We start from the raw sequence: 22,156 nt of genomic DNA on the forward strand, positions 1-22,156 counted from the left end.
TTCAGTGCGTTCGGTGTGGGCCGAGCAGGTCGCGGCCCAGCGGTGTCAGGGTGTGCAGGACCGAGCCCCCCATTCGCCGGGTGAGGATGAGACCTCCCGCACGCAGGACAGCGGCGTGCTGGCTCGCGGTCGCGGCGGCCGTGCCGGTGGCCCGGGCGAGCTCCCCGGTGGAGCAGCCGCCGCTCTCGTGGAGTACCGCCAGCATCGCGGCGCGGGTGCGGCCGAGGAGCGGGGCGAGGGCCTCCGGGGCGGGCGGCCGGTCGGCGGTCAGCAGCCCGTCCAGGGCGGTCGGGTAGATCAGTTCGGGCCGGCCGCCGCTCAGGGCGGACCAGCCGTCGAAGACCGGACCGGGCCCGCCGAGGACCACCGGCTGGAGCAGCAGCCCCTGCCCGCACAGCTGCACCTCGACGTCCTGCGGCTGGGTCAGCGCCACCTCCAGCACCGGGGCCCGCCAGCGAATGCGCGGGTGCAGCGTGGACAGCAGCCGCTCGACCCCGCCGTCGGCCAGCGCGCGGCTGCGCAGCGAACGGTCCGCGTCCACCTGGGCCCGCAGCCCGGACCAGTACGGCTCGACGGCATCGGCCAGGTAGTCCTGGACGGCGGCGCCGAGCTGCTGGCGCGCGTCGACGCTGCCTTCACCGAGGGCCCGCGCGAACGGCGTGAGCGGGCGCACCTCGCCCAGCCGGCCCAGGTAGTGGTCGACCCGCTGCTGGTCCAGGCCGGTCACCTCCGGGCCGATGGCCGACCCGTCGGGCAGGTGGAAGAAGTCGGGCAGACCGGCGCCGGGCCCCAGCAGATCCAGCAGCAGCCGGCTCTGCGGGCCGAGCCTGCGGCCCAGGGAGCGCCGCCACACCGACAGCCGGGCGCCGGCGGGCCGGCCCGTCAGCAGCCGGAGGCTGAGCGTCAGTTCGGCCGTCGCGTCCGCGCAGGGGGCCAACCTGATGCGGGCCAGGTCGTCGGGGGTGAAGTGGATCCGGAGCATCGCGTGCGTGTCCCCCCGCCGTATGACATCGCGTCATCTTCACACGGCCGGACCGGCGTTGCCAGACCCCGAACCGGGCTCCGGCCTGGGGTGTTAGGGCCTGGCCGAAAGGTGTGGGCCGCCGCGGCGTCGCGGCTCCACCCTGGTGGTACGCCGGCGGAGGGGCCGCCGAGCACCGAAGGAGCACCAAGGATATGAAGATCCGTACCAGTGTCGCCGCCGTTGCGCTGGCCCTCGGGGCCGCGACCGCCACCCTGGCGGGGTCGGGGCCGGCCTCCGCCGCCTCGACATCCGCGGGCGCTCCCGCACCGCTCGCCGCGTCCTCCTGCTGGGTGGACGGCAACCACTTCATGCACTGCGCCAGCCTGGGCACGGGCAATGTGCGGATCCAGCCCTACCTCAGCTCGGAGGTGGTGGGCACGATCTCCGCGAGCGGCAGCCGGACATTCATCTGCTTCCGGTACGGCGACCTGCACCCGGGCGGGAACCGGGTCTGGTACGGCACCTACGCGGACAACGGCCGGTTCGGCTGGACGGCCGCCAGCAACGTGGCCAGCAACCCGGACCCGTTCCCGGGCATCGCCGACTGCAACTGACCGTGCCGGCGGCGCCGAGGTAGGCGTCAGCGGCAGGCGGCAGGCGTGGTCACCGGCCCGCTCGGGGGTCGGGCCGGTGACCACGCCCCGTCGCTTCGGCGGGCGGCGGGCGGCGGTGTCGTCGGCGCGGCGGGGACAATGAGGTCGACGCCGCGCACGCCGCCGGCTCACGCACCGAGGAGTCAGCATGGCCAAGGAGTTCGAGGTCCGCCGCGAGGTGGTGCTGCCCGCCGGGCCGCCGGAGGTCTTCGCGGCCGTCACCGCCGCCACCGGCGCCTGGATGTTCCCCAAGGAGCAGGAGTCCGCCGTCGGCGGCGCCGGTCCGCAGGACGCGGGCGTGGCCGTCTGGGAGCCGCCGGGCCGCTTCGCCGTCCGCCAGGAGGGCGACGGCGGCTGGTTCAACGCACTGGACTACGTGATCGAGGAGCGGGAGCGGGGCACGGCCCTGCTGCGCTACTCACACACCGGCGTGTTCGAGGACGACTGGGAGAACCAGTACGAGGCGTGCAGCCGGCACACCGACTTCTACCTGCACACCCTCGGCCAGTACCTCAAGCACTTCAACGGCCGGCCGGCGACCTTCGTCGGGCTGGAGGGCCCGGCGGCCTCGCGGCAGGCCGACGCGTTCGAGCTGCTGCTCCAGGATCTGCACCTCGACAACGAGGTCCGGGTCGGTGACCGGCTGAGCGTGGAGCTGGCGGGCGTCGGCGTACTGGACGCCGAGGTGGACTACCGGACGCCGGAGTTCCTGGGCCTGCGCGGGCGGGACGGGCTGTACCGCTTCTTCGGCCGCAACGCCTTCGGCGGGCCGGTCGGCGTCACGCTGCACCTGTTCGGCGAGGGCGTGGACGGGAAGCGGACGGCGCAGTCCTGGCAGGGCTGGCTGGACGGCCTGTACGCCCCGTAGGCCTGAGCCGAGCTGAGCCCGCCCGATCCGCCCCCGCCCGGGACAGGGCGGTCAGCCGCCCAGGGCCCGGCGCAGCGCCAGCGCGTCGGGGGCGACGGCGGTGAGCAGCGTCGCGCCGTCGCCCGGCAGGGTGAGCAGGGCAGCGGTGTCGGTGGGCGCGGGCGGGGTCGGCGGCCCGGGGTGGCCGACGCTGAGCAGCTGACCGGCACTGCGGTGTCCGGCCAGCCCGGCCGGGCCGTCCCAGCCGGGTGCGCCGGGGCCGAGGTCGCTCTGCTGGTCGAGGATCAGCTCCCCGGCCCGGCGGACGGTGAGCCGGGAGGTCAGCCGGCCGGGGGCGTTGCCGCGGGCACTGTCGTGGTGCCGGCCGAGGATCTGCTCCTCGCGCAGGCGCAGTCTCGCGCCGGCGGCGAGGCTGATCCGGGTGTGGGCGATCAGGTGGCTGCCGGTGGCGGCGACCACGGGTTCGGGGAGCCAGTCCAGGGTGGCGCCCTCGCCGACCGTCAGCTCGACGTCGTAGCGGGCCGGTCGTGGGTCAGGGCCGGGCCCGGGCAGGCTGATGGTGGCGGCGGCGCTGGTGACGAGCAGGGCCGCGCCCGGCCCGACCGTCACCCGCACGCCCAGCCGGTCGCCGCCGAGCGGGGCGGCCATCGAGCCGACCAGCACCACGTGGGCGGCGCCGGCGGCGCCCCGGGTGCGGCGCGGGGCGAGCGGACCGGCCCCGGCCAGGACGGGCAGGGCGGTGCCGCCCCGCCCGTCGGCCTCGGCGGTGATCCGGGCCACCGCGTGCAGGGTGCTGGTCACCTGGGCGCGCGCCAGGCGGCGAGCCGCTCGCGCACCCAGTCGGCGACGGGGGCGACGCCGTCCGGGCTGGTGAGCGAGCAGAACAGGGTGGGCAGGTCGCCGCGCTGGGCCCGGGCGTCGCGGGCCATCACGCCGAGGTCGGCGCCGACCAGCGGGGCGAGGTCGGTCTTGTTGACGACGAGCAGGTCGGAGGTGGAGACGCCGGGCCCGCCCTTGCGGGGGATCTTGTCGCCGCCGGAGACGTCGATCACGAAGATCTGGTGGTCGACCAGGCCGCGGCTGAAGGTGGCGGTGAGGTTGTCGCCGCCGGACTCGACCAGGATCAGGTCGAGCGGGCCGAGCTGCTCCTCCAGTTCCTCGACGGCCTCCAGGTTGGCGGAGATGTCGTCGCGGATGGCGGTGTGCGGGCAGCAGCCGGTCTCGACGGCGGTGATCCGCTCCGGCGGCAGGACGGCGTTGCGGAGCAGGAACTCGGCGTCCTCGGTGGTGTAGATGTCGTTGGTGACGACGGCGAGCGAGAGCTCCTCGCGCAGGGCCCGGCACAGCGCGGCGACGGTGGCGGTCTTGCCGGAGCCCACGGGGCCGCCGAGGCCGATCCGCAGGGCGCGGCGGGTGCCGGTGGTGGCGTGGGTGTGACGGGCGGGGGCGTCGGTGGGGTCGACGTGGTCACGATGCAAAGAGCCGGACCTTCCAGGAGGCGTGCTGCTCGGCGTAGAGGTCGAGCAGGGGTGCGCAGGCGGCGGGCAGCAGGTCGACGTCCCCGTGCCGGGTGGCGGCGAGGGCGGCCTCGACGGCGTCGGCGCTGACGGCGCCCAGCTGCGGGGCGAGACGGGCGAGGGCGGCGGTGACCTCGTACGGGTCGAGGCCGAGCAGCCGCACGCAGGCGGTGGCGGGGCCGTTGACGCTCTCGTACACGGCGACGGCGGCGGCGTCAGCGGGGGTGAGCCCGGCGGCGTGGGCCGTCACGCCGAGGACGACGGGTTGGTGGGCGCCGCCGGGGTGGGCGGCGCCCAGCTGGTCGAGGGCGGGGTGCGGCCAGGTGGCGCGGGCCGCCCGCAGGAGCTGGCGGCCCAGGCGCCGGCTGGTGGCGCGCAGGGCGGGTGAGGGGGTGCGGGCGTCGGCGGCCGCGTCCAGGTGGGCCGGGTCGAGGCCGGCCGCGGCCGCGGCGGCCAGGGCGGCGGCGGTGAGCCCGGTGGTGTGCAGTCGGCCGGTGAGGAAGGCCGCCATGCTCGGGCTGTCGTGCACCCGGCCGGCCTTGACGGCGGCTTCGGCGCCGCCGGAGTGGGCGTGGCCGCCGGCCGGGAAGCGCCCGTCGGCGAGCAGCAGCAGGGCGGCGCTCATCGGGTGCTCATCGGGTGCTCATCAGAGGTCATCAGGGGTGGTCAGGGGTGGTCAGAACAGGAAGTACCGCTGGGCGAGCGGCAGTTCGGTGGCGGGTGCGGGGGTGACGACCTCGCCGTCGACGGTGACGGTGAAGGTGTCGGGGTCGACCCGGACGTCCGGGCGGGCGGTGTTGTTGACCATGTGGTCCTTGGTGACACCGCGGGTGTTGCGGATGGCGGTGAACGCCTTGCCGAGGGCGAGCCGGTCGGGCAGTCCGTCGTCGATGGCGGCCTGCGCGGTGAAGTTGAGCGAGTTGGCGGCGGGCGCGCGGCCCTTGGCACCGAACATCGGGCGCGGCAGGACGGGCTGCGGGGTGGGGATGGAGGCGTTGGCGTCGCCCATCTGGGCCCAGGCGATCTGCCCGCCCTTGATCACCAGGTCGGGTTTGACGCCGAAGAAGGCGGGCGTCCAGAGCACCAGGTCGGCGAGCTTGCCGGGTTCGACGGAGCCGATCTCGCCGTCCAGCCCCTGGGCGAGCGCCGGGTTGATCGTGTACTTGGCGACGTAGCGCCGGGCGCGGTGGTTGTCGGCCCGGCCGTCCCCGGCCAGGGCGCCGCGCCTGGCCTTCATCACGTGCGCGGTCTGCCAGGTGCGCAGCACCACCTCGCCGATGCGGCCCATCGCCTGGGAGTCGGAGCTGATGATCGAGATGGCGCCGAGGTCGTGCAGGATGTCCTCGGCGGCGATGGTGGAGGGGCGGATCCGGGACTCGGCGAAGGCGAGGTCCTCGGGGACGTGCGGGCTGAGGTGGTGGCAGACCATCAGCATGTCGAGGTGCTCGTCGACGGTGTTGACGGTGTGCGGACGGGTCGGGTTGGTGGAGCTCGGCAGGACGTTGAGCTCGGAGACGACGCTGATGATGTCGGGTGCGTGGCCGCCGCCGGCACCCTCGGTGTGGTACGCGTGGATGCCGCGGCCGGCGATCGCGGCGAGGGTGTCGGCGACGAACCCGGCCTCGTTGAGGGTGTCGGTGTGGATGGCGAGCTGGGCGCCGCTCTGTTCGCAGACCCGCAGGCAGGCGTCGATGGCGGCGGGGGTGGCGCCCCAGTCCTCATGGATCTTGAAGCCGAGGGCGCCGGCGCGCAGCTGGTCGTGCATCGCGTCGGCGCTGACGGTGTTGCCCTTGCCGAGCAGGCCGATGTTGAGCGGCAGGTCGTCCATCGCGGCGAACATCCGGGCGAGGTGCCAGCCACCGGGGGTGATGGTGGTGGCCTTGGTGCCCTCGGCGGGTCCGGTGCCGCCACCGACCAGGGTGGTGATGCCGGAGGAGAGTGCCTCGTCCGCGAGCTGGGGGCAGATGAAGTGGACGTGCGCGTCGATGGCGCCGGCCGTGAGGATCCGGCCGTTGCCGGAGATGATCTCGGTCTCGGGGCCGATCACCAGCGCGGGGTGGACGCCGTCCATGGTCTCGGGGTTGCCGGCCTTGCCGAGGGCGGTGATCCGGCCGTCCCTGATGCCGAGGTCGGCCTTGACGATGCCCCAGTGGTCGAGCACCACCACACCGGTGATCACGGTGTCGGCGGCGCCCTCGGCGCGGCTGGTCCTGGCCTGGCCCATCGACTCGCGGATGACCTTGCCGCCGCCGAAGACGGCTTCGTCACCGCCGGCGCTGCGGTCCTCCTCGATCTCGATCAGCAGGTTGGTGTCGCCGAGCCTGATCCGGTCCCCGGCGGTGGGGCCGTACAGGTCGGCGTAGCGGGCCCGTCCGACCACCAGCGCGGGGCGGCCGGGGCGGCCCGCGGTGCCGGCGGGGTCCTGGGCGCCGGTGGGGTCAGCCATCGAGCGGCCCGCCCGTCTCGCCGCGAAGGCCCGCCACCTCGCGGCGGCCGCCGATCGGGATCAGCTCGATCTGGATGGGGATGCCGGGCTCGAAGCGCACGGCGGTGCCGGCGGGGATGTTCAGCCGCAGTCCGTGGGCGGCCGCGCGGTCGAACTCCAGGCCGGGGTTGGACTCGGCGAAGTGGTAGTGCGAGCCCACCTGGACGGGACGGTCCGCGGCGTTGACCGCGACCAGCCGGGTGACCGGCAGGCCGGCGTTCAGCGCGACGTCCCCGTCCCCGAGGAGCACCTCGCCGGGCGTCACAGGATGGGCCCGTGAACGGTGACCAGCTTGGTGCCGTCGGGGAAGGTCGCCTCGACCTGGACGTCGGGGATCATCTCGGCGATGCCGTCCATGACGTCCTCGCGGCCGAGGACCTTGCGTCCGGACTCCATGAGCTCGGCGACGGTGCGCCCGTCCCGGGCGCCCTCCAGGACGTGCGAGGTGATCAGCGCGACCGCCTCGGGGTGGTTGAGCCGCAGGCCGCGGGCGCGGCGGGAGCGGGCCACGTCTGCCGCGACGTGGATGAGCAGGCGTTCCTGCTCATGCGGGGTGAGTCTCATCTGCGCGCACCTCAGGGGGAGTTCAGAGGGCGGGACACAGCGCTGTGCCGCGGCGGGGTGCCTCGGGCAGGCGGGGACGCACCGGAGAGAGGGTGGGGATGCGCGGGCAGCAGCGCCCGGCGCGACCGCCCTCCGGCCCGCACGCGGGAGGTTCGATCTCGTGCCCGACACCGTAGCGGACGAACTACCACTCCTTCAAAGGTCCGCTACCCGGACGGCCGTGCTCCGCCATGCGGCGTTCAGGCCCGCCCGGGGGCGCACATGGAGCGTCCGAGAGGCGTCCGAGGGGCGCGCCGGAGGGCAGTGGAGCCACCCGGCGGAGGACCCGGAGGCATCACTATGCAGCCCCCTTCATTTGTATGAACCTATTCACCACACCACATTGCCCGGGCGTCGAAGAAAGCTCAATTCGAGCTCAAATAGTGAAACTACTCGCCAGTCACGTAATGTGCCCGCCTGCGAACGGCCCCCTACCTGCGGAAATCTGGCTACGAGTAGGTAAACATTCAGCAATGAACTCTGTGCATAGGCCTATGAATAGCCCTAGTGTGTGGCCACTCTCCCGTCCCCCACCCGTAGAGAGATCACGCATGGCATCCCTCGATCAGCTCTCCCCGCCGAGCACCGGCACCCCCGCCCCCGGCAAGGGCGGTTCTCTTCGCCGTGAGGTGGGCCTGATCGGCCTCCTGTGGGCCTCGGTCGGCTCGATCATCGGGTCCGGCTGGCTGTACGGCGCCAAGAACGCCGTGGTCGTCGCCGGTCCGGCGGCGCTCATCTCCTGGGGCATCGGCGCGGTCGCGATCGTGCTGCTCGCCCTGGTGCACGCCGAGCTCGGCGGGCTCTTCCCGGTGGCCGGCGGTACCGCCCGGTACCCGCACTACGCCTTCGGCGGCCTGGCCGGCATGTCGTTCGGCTGGTTCTCCTGGCTCCAGGCGGCCACCGTGGCGCCGATCGAGGTCGAGGCCATGATCGGCTACGCCGGTCACTGGGAGTTCGCCAAGAGCTTCCTGAACGAGAACGGCACCCTCACCACCAGCGGCTTCGTCGTCGCGGTGTTCCTGATGGGCGTCTTCGTCGCGGTCAACTTCCTGGGTGTACGGGTGCTGGCGGCCACCAACAGCATCGCCACCTGGCTGAAGATCTTCGTCCCGCTGCTCGCGATCTTCGTGCTCGCGGTGACCAACTTCCACGGCAGCAACTTCACCTCGCACGGCTTCGCACCGTTCGGCATGAAGGGCGTGCTCGCCGCGATCAGCTCCAGCGGCATCATCTTCGCGCTGCTCGGCTTCGAGCAGGCCATCCAGATCTCCGGTGAGAGCAAGAACCCCAAGCGCGACATCCCCCGCGCCGTCCTCGGCTCGGTCGCGATCGGCACCCTGATCTACGTCCTGCTCCAGGTCGTCTTCATCGGCGCGCTGCCGGGCAGCTCCTTCATCGACGGCTGGGACAAGCTGGACTTCCCCGGCATCGAGGGCCCCTTCGCCGGTCTCGCCACCCTGGTCGGCCTCGGCTGGCTCGCCTGGGTCCTGTACTTCGACGCCATCGTCTCCCCCGGCGGCACCGGCCTCATCTACACCACCTCCACCTCGCGCATCTCCTACGGCCTGAGCAAGAACGGCTACGCGCCGCAGGCCTTCGAGCGCATCGACAAGCGCGGCGTGCCGGTGTTCGGCCTGGTGCTCTCCTTCGTCACCGGCGTCATCTGCTTCCTGCCCTTCCCCAGCTGGCAGGAGCTGGTCAGCTTCATCACCTCCGCCAGCGTCCTGATGTACGCCGGCGCCCCGCTGGCCTTCGGCGCGCTGCGCCGCCGCCTGCCGGCCCGTGAGCGCTCCTACCGGCTGCCCGCCGGTGGCGTGATCTCCCCGCTGGCCTTCGTGGTCGCCAGCCTGATCATCTACTGGGCCGGCTGGCACACCCTGTCCCGCCTGGGCATGGCCATCGTGCTCGGCTACGTCCTGCTCGGCAGCTACGCCTTCTACGCCACCCGCAAGCGCCTGCCGAACGCCCCGCGTCTGGACTGGCGCGCCGCCCAGTGGCTGCCGGTCTACCTGGTCGGCCTCGGCCTGATCTCGTGGCAGGGCGGCTTCGGCGAGGGCCAGGGCAACATCCCGATGTGGTGGGACATGGCCGCCGTCGCCGGCTTCGCCCTCGTGATCTACTTCTGGGCGATCCGCGTGGCGCTGCCCGCCGAGGAGATCGAGCGCAACGTCGCCGACGTCGAGGTCGTCGACGCGGGCGGTCACTGACCCCGCACCGCCCCCCCGCACCACCGCGTCCAGGACGCCGGGAGGGCCCGCCGGAACATCCGGCGGGCCCTCCCGCATGTCCGGGCACGCTCGACTCAGGACAGCCCGAGCACCGTCCGCAGCGCCTGCTCGAACGTGCCCTCCGGGTCCGCCACCGGGCCCGGGGAGCGCCAGGCGACGAACCCGTCCGGGCGCACCAGCACCGCGCCGTCCGCGCCGACGCCGTGCTGCTGCGCCCAGTCCACGCCGGGCTCGGGTGCCAGGTCGTCCTGCGGGCCGGTGCCGATCCGGTAGCCGTCCAACGGCGCCGCCAGCCGGTCGGCCACCCGGCGCGCCGCCTGCTGCCAGGGCGCGCCCTCGGGCCCGGTGAGCAGCACCAGTGCCTGCTCGTACAGATCCAGCGTGGACATCCGTACGCCCGCGCGCAGCAACCACAGGTGCGGGGCCCGGCTGCCCGGCTCGCCGCTGGCGCTGAAGCTCTCCGGCACCACCGGCTGCGCCGGGTCGGCGCCGGCCACCGCACCGCTCGGGTAGCGGTAGCCGAGCGCCACCGCCAGCACGCCCGCCTGCCGCCCGGTGCCGGGCACGGCGTCGTACCCGGGGTGGCGGTGCTCGGCCGAGCGGGCCGAGGCACGCTCGCTGGTGGCCCGGGCGACGGGCCGGCGCTCGGCGCCGTACGTCTCCAGCAGCGCGGGCCCGGCCCAGCCGCCGAGCACGGCGGCGAGCTTCCAGGCCAGGTTGTGCGCGTCCTGGATGCCGGTGTTGGAGCCGAAGGCGCCGGTCGGGGACATCTCGTGCGCGGAGTCCCCGGCGAGGAACACCCGTCCGGAGCAGTAGCGGTCGGCGACCCGCTCGGCGGCGTGCCACGGCGCCTTGCCGGTGATCTCCACCTCCAGCCCGGGGATCCCGACGGCGGTACGGATGTGCTCGGCGCACCGCTCGTCGGTGAAAGCCTCCAGAGGCTCGCCCTGCTCGGGGTGCCAGGGCGCGTGGAAGACCCACTCCTCGTGGTTGTCGACCGGCAGCAGCGCGCCCGGACCCTGAGGGTTGGTCAGGTAGCAGGCGATGAAGTGCCGGTCGCCCACCGCGTCGGCCAGCCGCTTGGCGCGGAAGGTGATGCTGACGTTGTGGAACAGCTCGCCCTTGCCCGACTGGCCGATGCCCAGCCGCTCCCGGACGGGGCTGCGCGGCCCGTCCGCGGCGACCAGGTACTGCGTCCGGACCGTCCGCTCCTCGCCGCTCTCCCGGTTGCGCAGCAGCGCGCTCACCCCGTCCGCGTCCTGCTCGAAGGAGAGCAGCTCGGTGCTGAAGCGCAGGTCGCCGCCGAGTTCGCGGGCCTGGCGCAGCAGCACCGGCTCCAGGTCGTTCTGGCTGCACAGGCACCAGGATGAGGGGCTGAACCTGGCCAGCGCCCCGCCGGGGTCGATCTCGCGGAACAGCCACTCCTGCTCCGCGCCGGTGAGGGTGTCCGCCTGCAGGATGCCGTGGTTCTCGGCCAGCACGTCCGCCGCCTCGCGGATCGCCTGCTCGGCGCCGGCCACCCGGTAGAGCTCCATCGTCCGGACGTTGTTGCCTCGGCCACGCGGGTGATGCGAGGTGCCCGCGTGCTTCTCGACGAGCAGGTGTCTGACACCCAGTCGGCCCAGGAACAGCGAGGCTGACAGCCCCACCAGGGAGCCGCCCACGATCAGGACCGGCACCCGGTCGTCGACCTTTGGATTCATCAACTTCTCCAGCCTGTACGGGGATTGGCGGTCCGGCAGTGGGCTCGGTGCCGCCATCGGCGGGCCCGGACAGCCCAGGCCCCGCTACGTCCATCCCCCGTCCCGGGTGCCTTGTCCGCCCCCTTCGCTCGGATGGCTCGCATATCTCGCGCCATCCGTGCAAGCGCATCACGATCGAACTCAGGCCTCGTCCTCCGACCACCGGCAGGAGCAGCCGACCCCCCGCACACGACGGGACGGCCCGCAGCCGACGGGACGTCCGGGCGGGCGGCCGACAGGAGACCTGACCGACCGTCACATCCGGCCGACCCGCTCGGCCGAGCGCCGCCGACCGCGGCCACGAGCAGAAAGTGGAACATGACGACTCTGTCCGAACCGCAGGTACAGCAGCGCTCAGCGAGCGAGGACTCCCGGCTCCGTGTGGTGCTGATGCTGGAGATCCAGGACGGCGCGCAGCAGCGCTTCCTCGACGTCTACGAGCAGCTGCGCCACCAGGTGGCCTCGGTGCCCGGCCACGTCAGCGACCAGCTCTGCCAGTCGATCGAGGATCCCCGGCAGTGGCTCATCACCAGTGAGTGGGACGACCAGCACTCCTTCCTCACCTGGGTGGACAGCCCGGCGCACCGCGAGATGGTGAAGCCGATGCACGGCTGCGTCAGCGACCGGTTCCGCTCGATGCGCTACAGCATCCTGCGGGAGACCTCCGCCGCCCACGGCGCCACCGGCAGCCGCCCGCCGGTGGAGGTCCCGGCCGGCACCCCGCGCCCGGCCGGCCGCCCGGGCATGCCCCAGGCGGTGCCCGGCCCCGACGGCGTGGTGCGCCACGCGCTGACCTTCACCGTCAAGCCCGGCAGTGAGCGCAAGGTCGCGGAGATCCTCTCCGGCTACGCCTCGCCCAAGGCGGAGGTGGACGAGAACACCCGGCTGCTGCGCACCTCGCTCTTCATGCACGGCAACCGGGTGGTCCGGGCCGTCGAGGTGGTCGGCGACCTGGGCGCGGCGCTGCGGCACGTGGCGATGCAGCCCGAGGTCCGGGCGGTGGAGGAGGCCATCAACCCGCACCTGGAAGAGCACCGCGAGCTGGGCAACCCGGAGGCCGCCCGGGCGTTCTTCGCCCGCGCCGCGCTGCCCGCGGTGCACCAGGCGGTGCCGGCCACGCCCCCGCGCGGCAACCTGCGCCGGCACGCCCTGCTCTACCCGGTGCGGCCGGGCCACGGCGCGGCGGTCGCCGAGCTGCTGGCCGCCCAGGACCGGGCGGCGCTGGCGGATCCCACCGGCCCGGTCGCGGCCAGCACGGTCTTCCAGCGTGAGGACGGCGTCGTGCGGCTGGTGGACCTGCGGGTGCCGGCCGAGGACCACCCCGCGGCGGCGCTCGGTGTCGCCGGCGAGCGGGAGGCCGCCGAGCTCGCGCGCCTGCTCGATCTGCGCCCGGAGGTCGACCTGCGGACCGTCGCCGGGATGGGCCGCGCCCTCGCCCACTGCGACATGCACCCGCTGACCGACCGCAGCTCGCAGGTCTCCTGACCACCTTCCGGGGGGCGGGGGGCCACCGATCCGCTTGGAGGAAGCAATCATGACCACGCAGTACCCACGCATCGTGCACGTCGACGAGGCCGCGCCCAACACCCGGCGCGGCGGCGACCTGCGCGCCATGCTCACCCCCACCACCTGCGGCGCCACCAGCGGTTTCATGGGCCTGGCGATCGTGCAGCCCGGCGATCGGATCGGCGAGCACTACCACCCGTACTCCGAGGAGTTCGTCTTCGTGGTGTGCGGCGAGCTGGAGGTCGACCTCGACGGCGAGCCGCACCCACTGCGGCCCGAGCAGGGACTGATGATCCCGCTCAACATGCGCCACCGCTTCCGCAACGTGGGCACCACCGAGGCCCGGATGGTCTTCCACCTGGGCCCGCTGGCCCCCCGCCCGGAGCTCGGGCACGTCGACACCGAGGAGACCGTCGAGTCCGGGCCGCCGGAACACGCGGCGGTGGCCCGATGACCAGACGGGTCGCGGTCACCGGCATCGGCGTGGTCGCGCCGGGCGGCGTGGGCGTACCGGCGTTCTGGGACCTGCTCACCTCCGGCCGGACGGCGACCAGGGGCATCACGCTCTTCAACCCGGAGGGCTTCCGCTCCCGGATCGCCGCCGAGTGCGACTTCGACCCCGCCGAGCACGGCCTCGGCCCGGCCGAGATCCAGGCCGCGGACCGCTACGTGCAGTTCGCGCAGGTCGCGGCCGCCGAGGCGGTCCGCGACTCGGGCCTGGACCTCCAGGCCGAGGACCCTTGGCGGGTGGGCGTCTCACTGGGCACGGCCGTCGGCGGCACCACCCGGCTGGAGCACGACTACGCCCTGGTCAGCGCCGGCGGCGCCCGCTGGGACGTGGACCACCACAAGGCCGAGCCGCAGCTGCACCGGGCCTTCGCGCCCAGCACGCTGGCCTCCGCGGTGGCCGAGCGCACCGGCGCCCGGGGCCCGGTCCAGACGGTCTCCACCGGCTGCACCTCGGGGCTGGACGCCATCGGCTACGCCTTCCACGCGGTCGAGGACGGCCGCGCCGACATCTGCATCGCGGGCGCCTCGGACTCGCCGATCTCCCCGATCACGGTCGCCTGCTTCGACGCCATCAAGGCGACCTCGGAGAACAACGACGACCCGGCGCACGCCTCCCGCCCCTTCGACGCCCACCGGGACGGCTTCGTGCTCGGCGAGGGCGGCGCCGTCCTGGTGCTGGAGGAGCTGGAGCACGCCCGCCGTCGCGGCGCCCGGATCTACGGTGAGATCGGCGGCTTCGCTACCTTCGGCAACGCGTACCACATGACCGGCCTGACGCAGGAGGGCCGGGAGATGTCGGAGGCGATCGACCAGGCGCTCGCCCACGCGCGCGTCAACAGCGACGACATCGACTACGTCAACGCGCACGGCTCGGGCACCAAACAGAACGACCGGCACGAGACGGCCGCCGTGAAGCGCTCGCTGGGCGCCCACGCGTACCGGACCCCGATGAGCTCGATCAAGTCGATGGTCGGCCACTCGCTGGGCGCCATCGGGGCGATCGAGGTCGTCGCCTGCACCCTCGCCCTGGCCCACGGCGTGGTACCGCCGACGGCCAACTACGAGACGCCGGACCCTGAGTGCGATCTCGACTATGTACCGCGCACGGCACGCGAAGTGCCGCTCCGCACCGTCCTCTCGGTCGGCAGCGGATTCGGCGGCTTCCAGTCGGCCGTAGTGCTGAGCAGAACGGGGTGAGAAGATGACGGCACGTCAGCACGACCGCCGGGCGGTGATCACCGGCCTCGGCGTGGTGGCGCCGAACGGCGTCGGCGCGGACGCCTTCTGGAAGGCGACCAGGGAGGGCGTCAGCGTCCTGGACCGGATCTCCCGGCCGGGCTGCGGCCACCTGCCGCTGAAGGTGGCCGGTGAGGTCCGGGGCTTCGACGCCGAGGAGTCGATCGACGGCCGGTACCGCGTCCAGACCGACCGCTTCACGCACTACGCGATGGCCGCCGCCGACCTCGCGGTGGCGGACGCCGGCTTCACCCCCGATCCGGACGCCCCGTTCGCGGTCGGCGTGGTGACGGCCGCGGGCTCCGGCGGCGGCGAGTTCGGCCAGGGCGAGCTCCAGCAGCTGTGGGGCAAGGGCCCGAAGTTCGTCGGCCCGTACCAGTCCATCGCCTGGTTCTACGCGGCCAGCACCGGCCAGATCTCGATCCGCGGCGGCTACAAGGGCCCCTGCGGGGTGGTTGCCAGCGACGAGGCCGGCGGCCTGGACGCACTGGCGCACGCCGCCCGCTCGATCCGGCGGGGGGCCGAAGCCGTGGTGGTCGGCGCGGCCGAGGCCCCGCTCGCCCCGTACTCGATGGTCTGCCAGCTCGGCTACCCCGAGCTCAGCCTCTCGCACGACCCGGCGAGCGCCTACCTGCCGTTCTCGGCCCGGGCCGGCGGCTTCGTCCCGGCCGAGGGCGGCGCGATGCTGCTGGTCGAGGCCGAGGAGGCCGCGCTACGGCGCGGCGCCAGGGTGCGGGCCGTGCTCGCCGGCCACGGCGCGACCTTCACCGGCGCCTCGCGGTGGGAGGAGTCCCGGGAGGGGCTCGTCCGGGCGATCCGCACCGCGCTGGACGAGGCGCGGTGCGCGCCCGAGGAGATCGACGTGGTCTTCGCCGACGCGCTGGGCGTCCCGGCGGCGGACCGCGCCGAGGCGCTGGCCCTGGCCCAGGCGCTCGGCCCGTACGCCGAACGTGTCCCGGTGACCGCCCCCAAGGCGGGCATCGGGCGGGCCTACTGCGGCGCTCCCCCACTGGACGTCGCGACCGCCGTGCTCGCGATGGAGTACGGCGTCCTACCGCCCACCCCCAGTGTCACCGAGGTCGCCCACGACCTCGCCCTGGTGACCGGACGCCCCCGCCCGGCCGAGCTCCGCACGGCGCTCGTGCTCAGCCGCGGGCTGATGGGCTCCAACGCCGCACTCGTCCTGCGGCGGGGCTCCGGCGATCCGGCCTGAGCCGATCCCGGCGGACCCGACGGGACCTGACCGGCCCGGACCCGTCTGCCGGCCCGGAGCGGGCCTGACCGGAACCGAACCGACCGAACCGACCGCCCTCCGAACAATCATCTCTGACCAGGAGAAACGTTCCATGAGCAACGCCCTGACCTATGCCGAACTGGCCAGTCTGATCAAGAACAGGGCCGGCATCGCCGTCGACCCGGCCGACATGGAGCACCGCCCCGACGCCACCTTCGAGGAGTACGGCATCGACTCGCTCGGCCTGCTCGGCATCGTCGGTGAGCTGGAGAACCGCCACGGCACCCGGATCACCGCCGGCGCCGAGATGTCCCGGACGCCGCTGGAGTTCCTCGACGTCGTCAACGCCTCCCTCGCCGCGAAGGCAGGTGCCTGAGATGTCCGGACACACCGACAACGAGATCGTCATCGCCGCCCCCGTCGACCTGGTCTGGGAGATCACCAACGACCTGGAGAACTGGCCGCAGCTGTTCAGCGAGTACGCCTCCGTGGAGGTGCTCAAGCGCGAGGGCGACAGCACGACCTTCCGGCTCACCATGCACCCGGACGAGAACGGCCAGGTCTGGAGCTGGGTCTCCGAGCGCACCACCGACCGCCCCTCGCTGGCCGTCAAGGCCCGGCGCGTGGAGCCCGGCCCGTTCGAGTACATGGACATCCGCTGGGAGTACGCGGAGCACCCCGGTGGCACCCGGATGCGCTGGATCCAGGACTTCGCGATGAAGCCCACCGCACCGGTCGACGACAACGGCATGACCAACCACATCAACCGCAACTCCCGCATCCAGATGCAGCTGATCCGCGAGAAGGTCGAGATGCAGGCGGGCAAGGAGTGAACCAGATGCACCGCGCACTGATCGTCGCCCGGATGAAGCCGGACTCGGCGGAGGGCATCGCCGAGATCTTCGCCGACTCCGACCGGGGCGAACTGCCACACCTGATCGGCGTCACCGGACGCAGCCTGTTCCAGTTCGGCGACGTGTACCTGCACCTGATCGAGGCCGACCGGCCACCCGGCCCGGCCGTCGCCAAGGTCGCCGGTCACCCGGAGTTCCGGAGCGTCAGCGACCGGCTCACCGCCTACGTCCAGGCGTACGATCCGATGACCTGGCGCGAACCCAAGGACGCCATGGCCCGCGAGTTCTACCGCTGGGAACGCGGCAGCCTCAACTGACCGGCCCCGCGCCGCACCGAAGCCCGTCGACAGCCGGTCCGCCAGGACCGGCTGGACGGCGTTGGGACCCGCCGCCGGATCGCCGGCGGCGGCGTTCGGTGTTCGGCGTCCCGTGTGCTTCCGCGTTCCGTCCTCCGCGTCCGGGGTCCTCCGCGTCCGGTCCTCCGCGTCCGTGTTCTGCGTTTCGGTGCCCGGCATCGGTGCGCCCGCCGGGCGGCAGGCGAGTGAAGATCACATGCGGACCACCCGAAGGGCGCACAGCATTACCACTACGGGCGCACCCGGGTGGCAGGCCGCGCCGATCTGGCTGACGTTGATTCAGGTGCCCCCGCGAATCCCAAGACCGATGACGTGTCGGCCGTCGCACCCGGCACCTGGAAGGACCGACCTCATGCGTTCCGCACGTACCCTCCTGACCGGCGCAGTCCTCGCCGCCGCCGTCGCCGTCGGCGCCCCCCTCGCTTTCGCGGACGGCTCCACCGACCAGGGCAAGAACCTGACCTGGGAGGAGAAGCAGGACAAGGCCGCGACCACCGACACCTCCAAGGACTGGTCGGAGAAGACCGAGAAGTCCGACACGTCCGAGAAGGCGGAGAAGAAGGACGACTCCTCGTCCTACTCCAAGGAGAAGGAGGAGAAGGCCCCGCACGGCGGCGTGCACACCGGCGGCGGCGGCCTGGCCCTCTCCGGCGGCGGCCTGGCGTCCGGCGCCGTCCTGCTGCTCGGCGGCCTCGGTGCCGGCGCCTTCGCGCTGCGCCGCCGCAAGGCCCCGGTGGGCGTCGCGGTCTGATTCCGGCGGCCGTTCCCGTACGCGTGTCCCTGCCGTGGCCGTCGCAGTGCGCCGGCCACGGCAGGGCGTCCTTGTTCCGGACCCCGTTCCGGACCACTTCCGGGTCTGGCTGGCCCGGACCGGCGCTGGAGCCGGAGAGGAAGAGGCAGGTGGGTCATGAGGGGTGGAGAGTCATGACGGGCGGACAGTCGGCGCACGGCGAGGGCGGCAGCCCCCGGCTGCTGAAGCTGGGCATGGGGGCGGCGGCCCTGGGTCTGCTGCTGATCTACAACTCGGTGGACGAGGCGCCCGCGCCGGCCGCGGTGGCCGCCCCCGCCCCCGTGGCGAGCGCCGCCGCCACGGCGTCCCGCACGCCCTCGCCACCCGTCAAGCGCGGGCCGGCGCTGGCGCGCTCGGTACCGACCCGGCTGAAGATCCCCCAGATCGTCGTCGACGCGCCGTTCACCGAGCTGACGCTGGACGCGGCCGGGGCGTTGAACCCGCCGCCGGCGGACAACAAGAACCTGGTCGGCTGGTACCGCGGCGGCCCGACCCCCGGGGAGCGCGGCAGCGCGGTGGTGGCCGGGCACGTCGACACCAAGACCGGCCCCGCGGTCTTCCTGTTCCTGAACATGCTGAAGCCGGGGAGCAAGGTGGAGATCACCCGCGCGGACAAGACGGTCGCGGTGTTCAGCGTCGACTCCGTCGAGACCTTCGCCAAGGACACCTTCCCCGACCAGAAGGTGTACGGCGACACGGGTGAGGCCCAGCTGCGGCTGATCACCTGCGGCGGCGTGTACGACAAGAAGCGCAAGGACTACCTCGACAACGTGGTGGTCTTCGCGCACCTGGAGTCCTCCCACAAGGCCTGAACGCGTACGAGCGCGCGCGAGCAGGTGCCGACGCGTGCACGGCAGAACCCGCCGGCTCCCCGTGGGGGCGGCGGGTTCTGCCGTACGGCTCGGGCCCGTGGGGCCCGTGGCGGGCCGTCAGGCCGGGACGGTGGCCTCGAAGGCGTGCAGGTAGGGGTTGACCGGGCGGACCTCGCCGACCCGCAGGCCGGCCGCCGACATCAGGGTCACCATGCTCTCCTTGGAATGCTTGGCACCGCCCACGTTGAGCAGCAACAGGAGGTCCATGGCGGTGGTGAAGCGCATCGAGGGGCTGTCGTCGACCAGGTTCTCCACGACCACCACCCGGGCGCCCGGGCGAGCCGCCGCGACGACGTTCGCCAGCGTACGGCGGGTGCTGTCGTCGTCCCACTCCAGGATGTTCTTGATGATGTAGAGGTCGGCCTCCACCGGAATCGCCGCGCGGCAGTCGCCGGGGACGAGCCGCGCGCGGGAGGCCAGGGCGCCGCCCTCGCGCAGCCGGGGATCGGCGTTGGCGACGACCTTGGGCAGGTCCAGCAGGGTGCCGTGCAGCGCCGGGTGCTTCTCCAGCAGGCTGGCCAGCACATGGCCCTGGCCGCCGCCGATGTCGACCACCGAGGAGATGCCGGTGAGGTCGAGGTACTCGGCGAAGTCCGCCGCCGACTGGCGCGAGGACGTCGTCATCGCCTTGTCGAAGACCTTGGCCGACTCGCCGCCCTCGGTGTGCAGGTAGTCGAAGAACTCCTTGCCGAACACGTCCGGGAACACGTTGCGCCCGGAGCGGACGGCCTCGTCCAGGCGGGGCCAGGCCTCCCAGGTCCACGGCTCGGTGCACCAGAGGGAGATGTAGCGCAGGCTGTTCGGGGCGTCCTCGCGCAGCAGCCGGGACATCTCGGTGTGGACGAAGAGGTCGTCCTCCGTCTCGGCGAAGATCCCGTAGCAGGACAGCGCGCGCAGCAGCCGGCGCAGCGGCTTGGGCTCGGTGTCGAGCGCGGCGGCGAGCTCGGCGACGGGCGTCGGCTCCTCGCCGAGCGCGTCCGCGACGCCGAGGCGGGCGGCGGCCCGGACGGCGGCGGCGCAGGCGGCGCCGAACACGATCTCCCGCAGGCGCATCGCGGCCTGCGGGGTGGTGGTTGGTGCGGTGGTCATCGGGGCCAGCTCTCCTGTGGGTGGTGGGGCGGGGGGCCTGGGGCGGGACCTGCGGCGCGAGGCGTGCGGCGCGGGCGGAGCGTGCGACGGGGGCGTGCGATGCGGACGGTGGGTCAGCAGTGGCCGGCCGGCTCGGAGACCGCGCAGCGGTTGCGGACGAAGGCGTTGCTCGTACCGGTGTCACGGTCCGCGAGGTCGGCCGGGCCGTTCCCCATGGCCAGGTTGTCGCTGACGGTGTTGCGGGCATTGGCCGCGCCGACGACGCTGCGGAAGAGCACGATGCCGCCGGACATCGACGAGGCGCCGACGTTGTCGCGGACCTTGTTGCCCGTCACCACGGTGTCCTCGGCGCCGGTGAGCAGGATGCCGGTGCCCTGGATGAAGTCGAGCCGGGGGTTGGGCGGGCAGTACTTGTTGTTCGACTCCACCACGTTGCGGCTGACGGTCAGCGCGCCCGCGCGCGGGACGCCCTCGTCGCCGACGATGAACACGCCGCCGCAGTTGCCGCTGATCCGGTTCTCACCGATCGTCAGCGTGCGCGCGCGGCGGACGGTGACGCCGATCCGGTTGCCGGTGAGCCGGTTCTGGCCGATCACCGCGCCCTCGGTGTCGATGGCGCCACCCTCGTTTTCGACGGCGTTGGCGAGGAAGACCCCGGACTGGCCGTTGTCTCTGGCCACGTTGCCGGTGATCACACCCCGGGTGGACTTCTCCTGGCTGATGCCCTGCTGGCCGTTGCCCAGCACCTGCACGGCGTGCACGGTCATCCGGTCGGTCTCGGAGGCCGCGATGCCGTTCTTCGCGAAGCCGGAGACGGTCAGCGCCTCGATGCGGACGTCGGTCAGCCGGTGGCCCTCCGTACCGGTGACGCAGATGCCGTGGCCTGCGGCGGCGCATGCGCCCGTAGACCCGGCCGCCGGGTTGATCACGCTCTGCGGGCCGGCACCGCGGATGGTCAGGTCCGAGGTGGTGACCAGCACGCTGCCGGTGTAGGTGCCGGGGAGCAGCCGCACGGTGTCGCCGGGCCGGGCCGCGTCGACGGCCTGCTGAATCGATTCGCCGGGGCGTACGAGGTGCGTCTGGGCGGCGTGGGCGGGGGGTGCGGCGCCCAGGGTGATCAGGGCCAGGGCCGAGGCGGTGGCCGTGGCCCCGGCAAGGTGGGGAACCCGTCGCTTGGGCATGAGTCGTAACCTGCTTTCCTTGCAGTTTCGGGCACGATCGCGGTGGACGCGGTGCGGTGGGTGACGCTCCTTCGGATCTGAGCCCGCGGAGTCCCGGGGAGGTGCTCCATCGGGCACGCCCGCGACGCGTGTGCCCACCGAATCGAAGCTATGGGCGCTGGCCGGTCCCCGCCACCGGGGCTGGGCTACCGGACTGACGGCGTCTCAGCCGCATGCCTCAGCCGCCCGTCCGGCACTGGGCCGGACGGGTCCACCGCGGGTGGGCGGAGGGATTCGCACGGGTTGACCTGACGCCATGAAAGGTCGCACGCAAGCCGGTGCAAGCGAACCCGCCCAGTGCCTCGACCTGAATCCTTCGTTCACACTCAACACCACTGCCGTCCCGACGAGTTGTGGCAGCGCCCCACGAGTCGACACGACCCGGCCGCGGCACATCCGTCAAGCCGGCCAGTCGCCGGGCCGCGAACCGGGAAGGCCACCTGCCCATCGTCGCCCAGGAAACCCCGTTCTCCGCCGCAGCAAACGTATTTGACGTGCCATCAGCACCGGGACAGGACGCCGCGCGCCCGCTCCGCCAGCCGGGGCGAAGCCGCCCCACCCGCCCAGCGCGGCAGCTCATCAGCGGAGCGGACGACCTCGACAACACAGGGTCCTCGTTGCGACCTGGAATCAGTCCACAATCCTGGACCTGCCACCTGTTTGCCGTGCACATCACGAGCCGCTGCTGCCGTCATGGCGGAATGGCCGGGCGGCCAGGGACGCACGGCGGACAAGCCGCGCTCGAATAGCCCACTCGGAGTGCATGACCAGTCGCCTGGAGTGAGCATGGACCTGTCGCCCCTTGCGTCGGGCGACTTCCTTCCCTCTCTCACAAAGGTGAGCTGATGAGTGAACGATCCAGGCGGGCCATATCCAGCCGGGCACGCCGTCAACGGCTTTGGGGTCTGGCCGGCGGAGTGACCATGGCAAGCGCCATCTTCGCGGGCACGGCAGGCGTAGGAGTGGCCAGCGCGGCAACCGGCGGGGGCAGCACCCCCGATGTGGCCGACCAGACCCTGAACAGCCCGTGCCACGCGCTACCGCCTTGGTTCTGCGGCCCCGGAGACGGCACCTGGGTCCCCGGGCCCACGGGCCCGACGGGCGCGACGGGTCCGACCGGGGCGACGGGTCCGACCGGCCCCACCGGCCCGACCGGCCCCACCGGCCCGACGGGCGCCACCGGCGCGGCAGGAACTGACGGCGCCACCGGCGCCACCGGCGCAACGGGCCCCACCGGCCCCACCGGCGCCACCGGCGCGGCAGGAACTGACGGCGCCACCGGCGCCACCGGCGCGACAGGCCCGACCGGCCCGACCGGCCCCACCGGCCCGACGGGCGCCACCGGCGCGGCAGGAACTGACGGCGCCACCGGCGCCACCGGCGCGACAGGCCCGACCGGCCCGACCGGCCCCACCGGCCCGACGGGCGC

The 22,156-nt window shown here is 73.2% G+C and carries 22 protein-coding genes and 1 pseudogene; 13 read left to right on the forward strand and 10 right to left on the reverse strand.

Going from position 1 to position 22,156, the window contains the following annotated elements; genetic code table 11:
* Window position 1 precedes the first annotated feature (1 nt).
* Window positions 2-982 carry a helix-turn-helix domain-containing protein gene (locus tag ACIBH3_RS08425; protein ID WP_396311137.1) on the reverse strand — a complete coding sequence of 327 codons (981 nt, stop codon included), beginning with the start codon at window positions 980-982 and terminating at the stop codon, window positions 2-4.
* Window positions 983-1,176: 194 nt separating this feature from the next.
* On the opposite strand from ACIBH3_RS08425, the gene ACIBH3_RS08430 reads away from it, so the two are divergent.
* A complete protein-coding gene (locus tag ACIBH3_RS08430) occupies window positions 1,177-1,578 on the forward strand; it encodes a hypothetical protein (protein ID WP_396311138.1) in 402 nt (133 codons plus the stop codon).
* A 187-nt stretch (window positions 1,579-1,765) separates the two neighbouring features.
* On the forward strand, window positions 1,766-2,485 hold the full coding sequence (locus tag ACIBH3_RS08435; RefSeq protein WP_396311139.1) for an SRPBCC domain-containing protein: 720 nt from the start codon (window positions 1,766-1,768) through the stop codon (window positions 2,483-2,485).
* 51 nt (window positions 2,486-2,536) lie between these two features.
* On the opposite strand, the gene ACIBH3_RS08440 is transcribed toward ACIBH3_RS08435, so the two are convergent.
* The 6 genes from ACIBH3_RS08440 to ACIBH3_RS08465 are packed head-to-tail and all read right to left on the reverse strand — an operon-like array spanning window position 2,537 to window position 7,051.
* Complete coding sequence (locus tag ACIBH3_RS08440) at window positions 2,537-3,286, reverse strand: urease accessory protein UreD (RefSeq protein ID WP_396311140.1); 750 nt, start codon at window positions 3,284-3,286, stop codon at window positions 2,537-2,539.
* Window positions 3,283-3,963, reverse strand: a complete 681-nt coding sequence (ureG, locus tag ACIBH3_RS08445) for an urease accessory protein UreG (protein WP_396311141.1) — start codon at window positions 3,961-3,963, stop codon at window positions 3,283-3,285. Before ureG ends, ACIBH3_RS08440 begins: the two co-directional genes overlap by 4 nt.
* Window positions 3,953-4,627, reverse strand: a complete 675-nt coding sequence (locus ACIBH3_RS08450; protein WP_396311142.1) for an urease accessory protein UreF — start codon at window positions 4,625-4,627, stop codon at window positions 3,953-3,955. The genes ureG and ACIBH3_RS08450 overlap by 11 nt, the downstream gene beginning before the upstream one ends.
* A 51-nt stretch (window positions 4,628-4,678) precedes the next feature.
* Window positions 4,679-6,448, reverse strand: a complete 1,770-nt coding sequence (locus ACIBH3_RS08455) for an urease subunit alpha (RefSeq protein WP_396311143.1) — start codon at window positions 6,446-6,448, stop codon at window positions 4,679-4,681.
* Window positions 6,441-6,752 carry an urease subunit beta gene (locus tag ACIBH3_RS08460; RefSeq protein WP_396311144.1) on the reverse strand — a complete coding sequence of 104 codons (312 nt, stop codon included), beginning with the start codon at window positions 6,750-6,752 and terminating at the stop codon, window positions 6,441-6,443. Before ACIBH3_RS08460 ends, ACIBH3_RS08455 begins: the two co-directional genes overlap by 8 nt.
* Window positions 6,749-7,051: an urease subunit gamma gene (locus tag ACIBH3_RS08465; RefSeq protein WP_396311145.1), complete on the reverse strand. Its 303-nt coding sequence runs from the start codon at window positions 7,049-7,051 to the stop codon at window positions 6,749-6,751. The genes ACIBH3_RS08460 and ACIBH3_RS08465 overlap by 4 nt, the downstream gene beginning before the upstream one ends.
* A 590-nt stretch (window positions 7,052-7,641) precedes the next feature.
* Here ACIBH3_RS08465 and ACIBH3_RS08470 point away from each other — a divergent pair.
* Window positions 7,642-9,297 carry an APC family permease gene (locus ACIBH3_RS08470; protein WP_396311146.1) on the forward strand — a complete coding sequence of 552 codons (1,656 nt, stop codon included), beginning with the start codon at window positions 7,642-7,644 and terminating at the stop codon, window positions 9,295-9,297.
* Between the two features lie 95 nt (window positions 9,298-9,392).
* On the opposite strand, the gene ACIBH3_RS08475 is transcribed toward ACIBH3_RS08470, so the two are convergent.
* Complete coding sequence (locus ACIBH3_RS08475) at window positions 9,393-11,021, reverse strand: FAD-dependent oxidoreductase (RefSeq protein ID WP_396311147.1); 1,629 nt, start codon at window positions 11,019-11,021, stop codon at window positions 9,393-9,395.
* Window positions 11,022-11,378: 357 nt separating this feature from the next.
* Between ACIBH3_RS08475 and ACIBH3_RS08480 the strand changes: the two genes are divergently transcribed.
* The 9 genes from ACIBH3_RS08480 to ACIBH3_RS08520 all read left to right on the forward strand — a co-directional run bounded on the left by ACIBH3_RS08480 (window position 11,379) and on the right by ACIBH3_RS08520 (window position 18,358).
* Window positions 11,379-12,545 carry a SchA/CurD-like domain-containing protein gene (locus ACIBH3_RS08480; protein ID WP_396311148.1) on the forward strand — a complete coding sequence of 389 codons (1,167 nt, stop codon included), beginning with the start codon at window positions 11,379-11,381 and terminating at the stop codon, window positions 12,543-12,545.
* Window positions 12,546-12,594: 49 nt separating this feature from the next.
* Window positions 12,595-13,020 (forward strand): cupin domain-containing protein, encoded by a 426-nt coding sequence (locus ACIBH3_RS08485; RefSeq protein WP_396311149.1) that lies wholly within the window; start codon window positions 12,595-12,597, stop codon window positions 13,018-13,020.
* Window positions 13,017-14,273, forward strand: coding sequence for a beta-ketoacyl-[acyl-carrier-protein] synthase family protein (locus ACIBH3_RS08490; protein ID WP_396311150.1), 1,257 nt, complete (start codon window positions 13,017-13,019; stop codon window positions 14,271-14,273). The genes ACIBH3_RS08485 and ACIBH3_RS08490 overlap by 4 nt, the downstream gene beginning before the upstream one ends.
* Before the next feature lie 4 nt (window positions 14,274-14,277).
* The gene (locus ACIBH3_RS08495) at window positions 14,278-15,525 is read left to right on the forward strand and encodes a beta-ketoacyl synthase N-terminal-like domain-containing protein (protein WP_396311151.1); all 1,248 of its coding nucleotides are present in this window, start codon (window positions 14,278-14,280) and stop codon (window positions 15,523-15,525) included.
* A 133-nt stretch (window positions 15,526-15,658) separates the two neighbouring features.
* Entirely contained in the window at window positions 15,659-15,922 is a 264-nt protein-coding gene (locus ACIBH3_RS08500; RefSeq protein ID WP_396311152.1) for an acyl carrier protein, read from the forward strand.
* A gap of 1 nt (window position 15,923) precedes the next feature.
* Entirely contained in the window at window positions 15,924-16,379 is a 456-nt protein-coding gene (locus tag ACIBH3_RS08505; RefSeq protein WP_396311153.1) for an SRPBCC family protein, read from the forward strand.
* 5 nt (window positions 16,380-16,384) lie between these two features.
* Window positions 16,385-16,717: a TcmI family type II polyketide cyclase gene (locus tag ACIBH3_RS08510; RefSeq protein ID WP_396311154.1), complete on the forward strand. Its 333-nt coding sequence runs from the start codon at window positions 16,385-16,387 to the stop codon at window positions 16,715-16,717.
* 391 nt (window positions 16,718-17,108) lie between these two features.
* Entirely contained in the window at window positions 17,109-17,507 is a 399-nt protein-coding gene (locus ACIBH3_RS08515; RefSeq protein ID WP_396311155.1) for a hypothetical protein, read from the forward strand.
* A 173-nt stretch (window positions 17,508-17,680) separates the two neighbouring features.
* A complete protein-coding gene (locus ACIBH3_RS08520; RefSeq protein WP_396311156.1) occupies window positions 17,681-18,358 on the forward strand; it encodes a class F sortase in 678 nt (225 codons plus the stop codon).
* A gap of 117 nt (window positions 18,359-18,475) precedes the next feature.
* Here ACIBH3_RS08520 and ACIBH3_RS08525 read toward each other — a convergent pair whose 3' ends face one another.
* Window positions 18,476-19,507, reverse strand: coding sequence for a methyltransferase (locus tag ACIBH3_RS08525; RefSeq protein ID WP_396311157.1), 1,032 nt, complete (start codon window positions 19,505-19,507; stop codon window positions 18,476-18,478).
* 113 nt (window positions 19,508-19,620) lie between these two features.
* On the reverse strand, window positions 19,621-20,688 hold the full coding sequence (locus ACIBH3_RS08530; RefSeq protein ID WP_396311158.1) for a nitrous oxide reductase family maturation protein NosD: 1,068 nt from the start codon (window positions 20,686-20,688) through the stop codon (window positions 19,621-19,623).
* 962 nt (window positions 20,689-21,650) lie between these two features.
* Here ACIBH3_RS08530 and ACIBH3_RS08535 point away from each other — a divergent pair.
* Window positions 21,651-22,156: pseudogene (locus ACIBH3_RS08535) on the forward strand (hypothetical protein); the annotation flags it as partial.

The organism is Kitasatospora sp. NPDC050543 (genome assembly GCF_044457565.1).
Lineage (GTDB): Bacteria > Actinomycetota > Actinomycetes > Streptomycetales > Streptomycetaceae > Kitasatospora.

Bases quoted from the DNA above. Each gene is read 5' to 3' on its own strand.
- ACIBH3_RS08430 (WP_396311138.1), top strand. From the start codon at position 1,177: ATGAAGATCCGTACCAGTGTCGCCGCCGTTGCGCTGGCCCTCGGGGCC.
- ACIBH3_RS08450 (WP_396311142.1), bottom strand. From the start codon at position 4,627: ATGAGCGCCGCCCTGCTGCTGCTCGCCGACGGGCGCTTCCCGGCCGGC.
- ACIBH3_RS08470 (WP_396311146.1), top strand. From the start codon at position 7,642: ATGGCATCCCTCGATCAGCTCTCCCCGCCGAGCACCGGCACCCCCGCC.
- ACIBH3_RS08490 (WP_396311150.1), top strand. From the start codon at position 13,017: ATGACCAGACGGGTCGCGGTCACCGGCATCGGCGTGGTCGCGCCGGGC.
- ACIBH3_RS08525 (WP_396311157.1), bottom strand. From the start codon at position 19,507: ATGACCACCGCACCAACCACCACCCCGCAGGCCGCGATGCGCCTGCGG.
- ACIBH3_RS08475 (WP_396311147.1), bottom strand. From the start codon at position 11,021: ATGAATCCAAAGGTCGACGACCGGGTGCCGGTCCTGATCGTGGGCGGC.
- ACIBH3_RS08480 (WP_396311148.1), top strand. From the start codon at position 11,379: ATGACGACTCTGTCCGAACCGCAGGTACAGCAGCGCTCAGCGAGCGAG.
- ACIBH3_RS08530 (WP_396311158.1), bottom strand. From the start codon at position 20,688: ATGCCCAAGCGACGGGTTCCCCACCTTGCCGGGGCCACGGCCACCGCC.
- ACIBH3_RS08505 (WP_396311153.1), top strand. From the start codon at position 15,924: ATGTCCGGACACACCGACAACGAGATCGTCATCGCCGCCCCCGTCGAC.
- ACIBH3_RS08520 (WP_396311156.1), top strand. From the start codon at position 17,681: ATGACGGGCGGACAGTCGGCGCACGGCGAGGGCGGCAGCCCCCGGCTG.
- ACIBH3_RS08455 (WP_396311143.1), bottom strand. From the start codon at position 6,448: ATGGCTGACCCCACCGGCGCCCAGGACCCCGCCGGCACCGCGGGCCGC.
- ACIBH3_RS08465 (WP_396311145.1), bottom strand. From the start codon at position 7,051: ATGAGACTCACCCCGCATGAGCAGGAACGCCTGCTCATCCACGTCGCG.
- ACIBH3_RS08435 (WP_396311139.1), top strand. From the start codon at position 1,766: ATGGCCAAGGAGTTCGAGGTCCGCCGCGAGGTGGTGCTGCCCGCCGGG.
- ACIBH3_RS08510 (WP_396311154.1), top strand. From the start codon at position 16,385: ATGCACCGCGCACTGATCGTCGCCCGGATGAAGCCGGACTCGGCGGAG.
- ACIBH3_RS08495 (WP_396311151.1), top strand. From the start codon at position 14,278: ATGACGGCACGTCAGCACGACCGCCGGGCGGTGATCACCGGCCTCGGC.
- ACIBH3_RS08500 (WP_396311152.1), top strand. From the start codon at position 15,659: ATGAGCAACGCCCTGACCTATGCCGAACTGGCCAGTCTGATCAAGAAC.
- ACIBH3_RS08515 (WP_396311155.1), top strand. From the start codon at position 17,109: ATGCGTTCCGCACGTACCCTCCTGACCGGCGCAGTCCTCGCCGCCGCC.
- ACIBH3_RS08425 (WP_396311137.1), bottom strand. From the start codon at position 982: ATGCTCCGGATCCACTTCACCCCCGACGACCTGGCCCGCATCAGGTTG.
- ACIBH3_RS08485 (WP_396311149.1), top strand. From the start codon at position 12,595: ATGACCACGCAGTACCCACGCATCGTGCACGTCGACGAGGCCGCGCCC.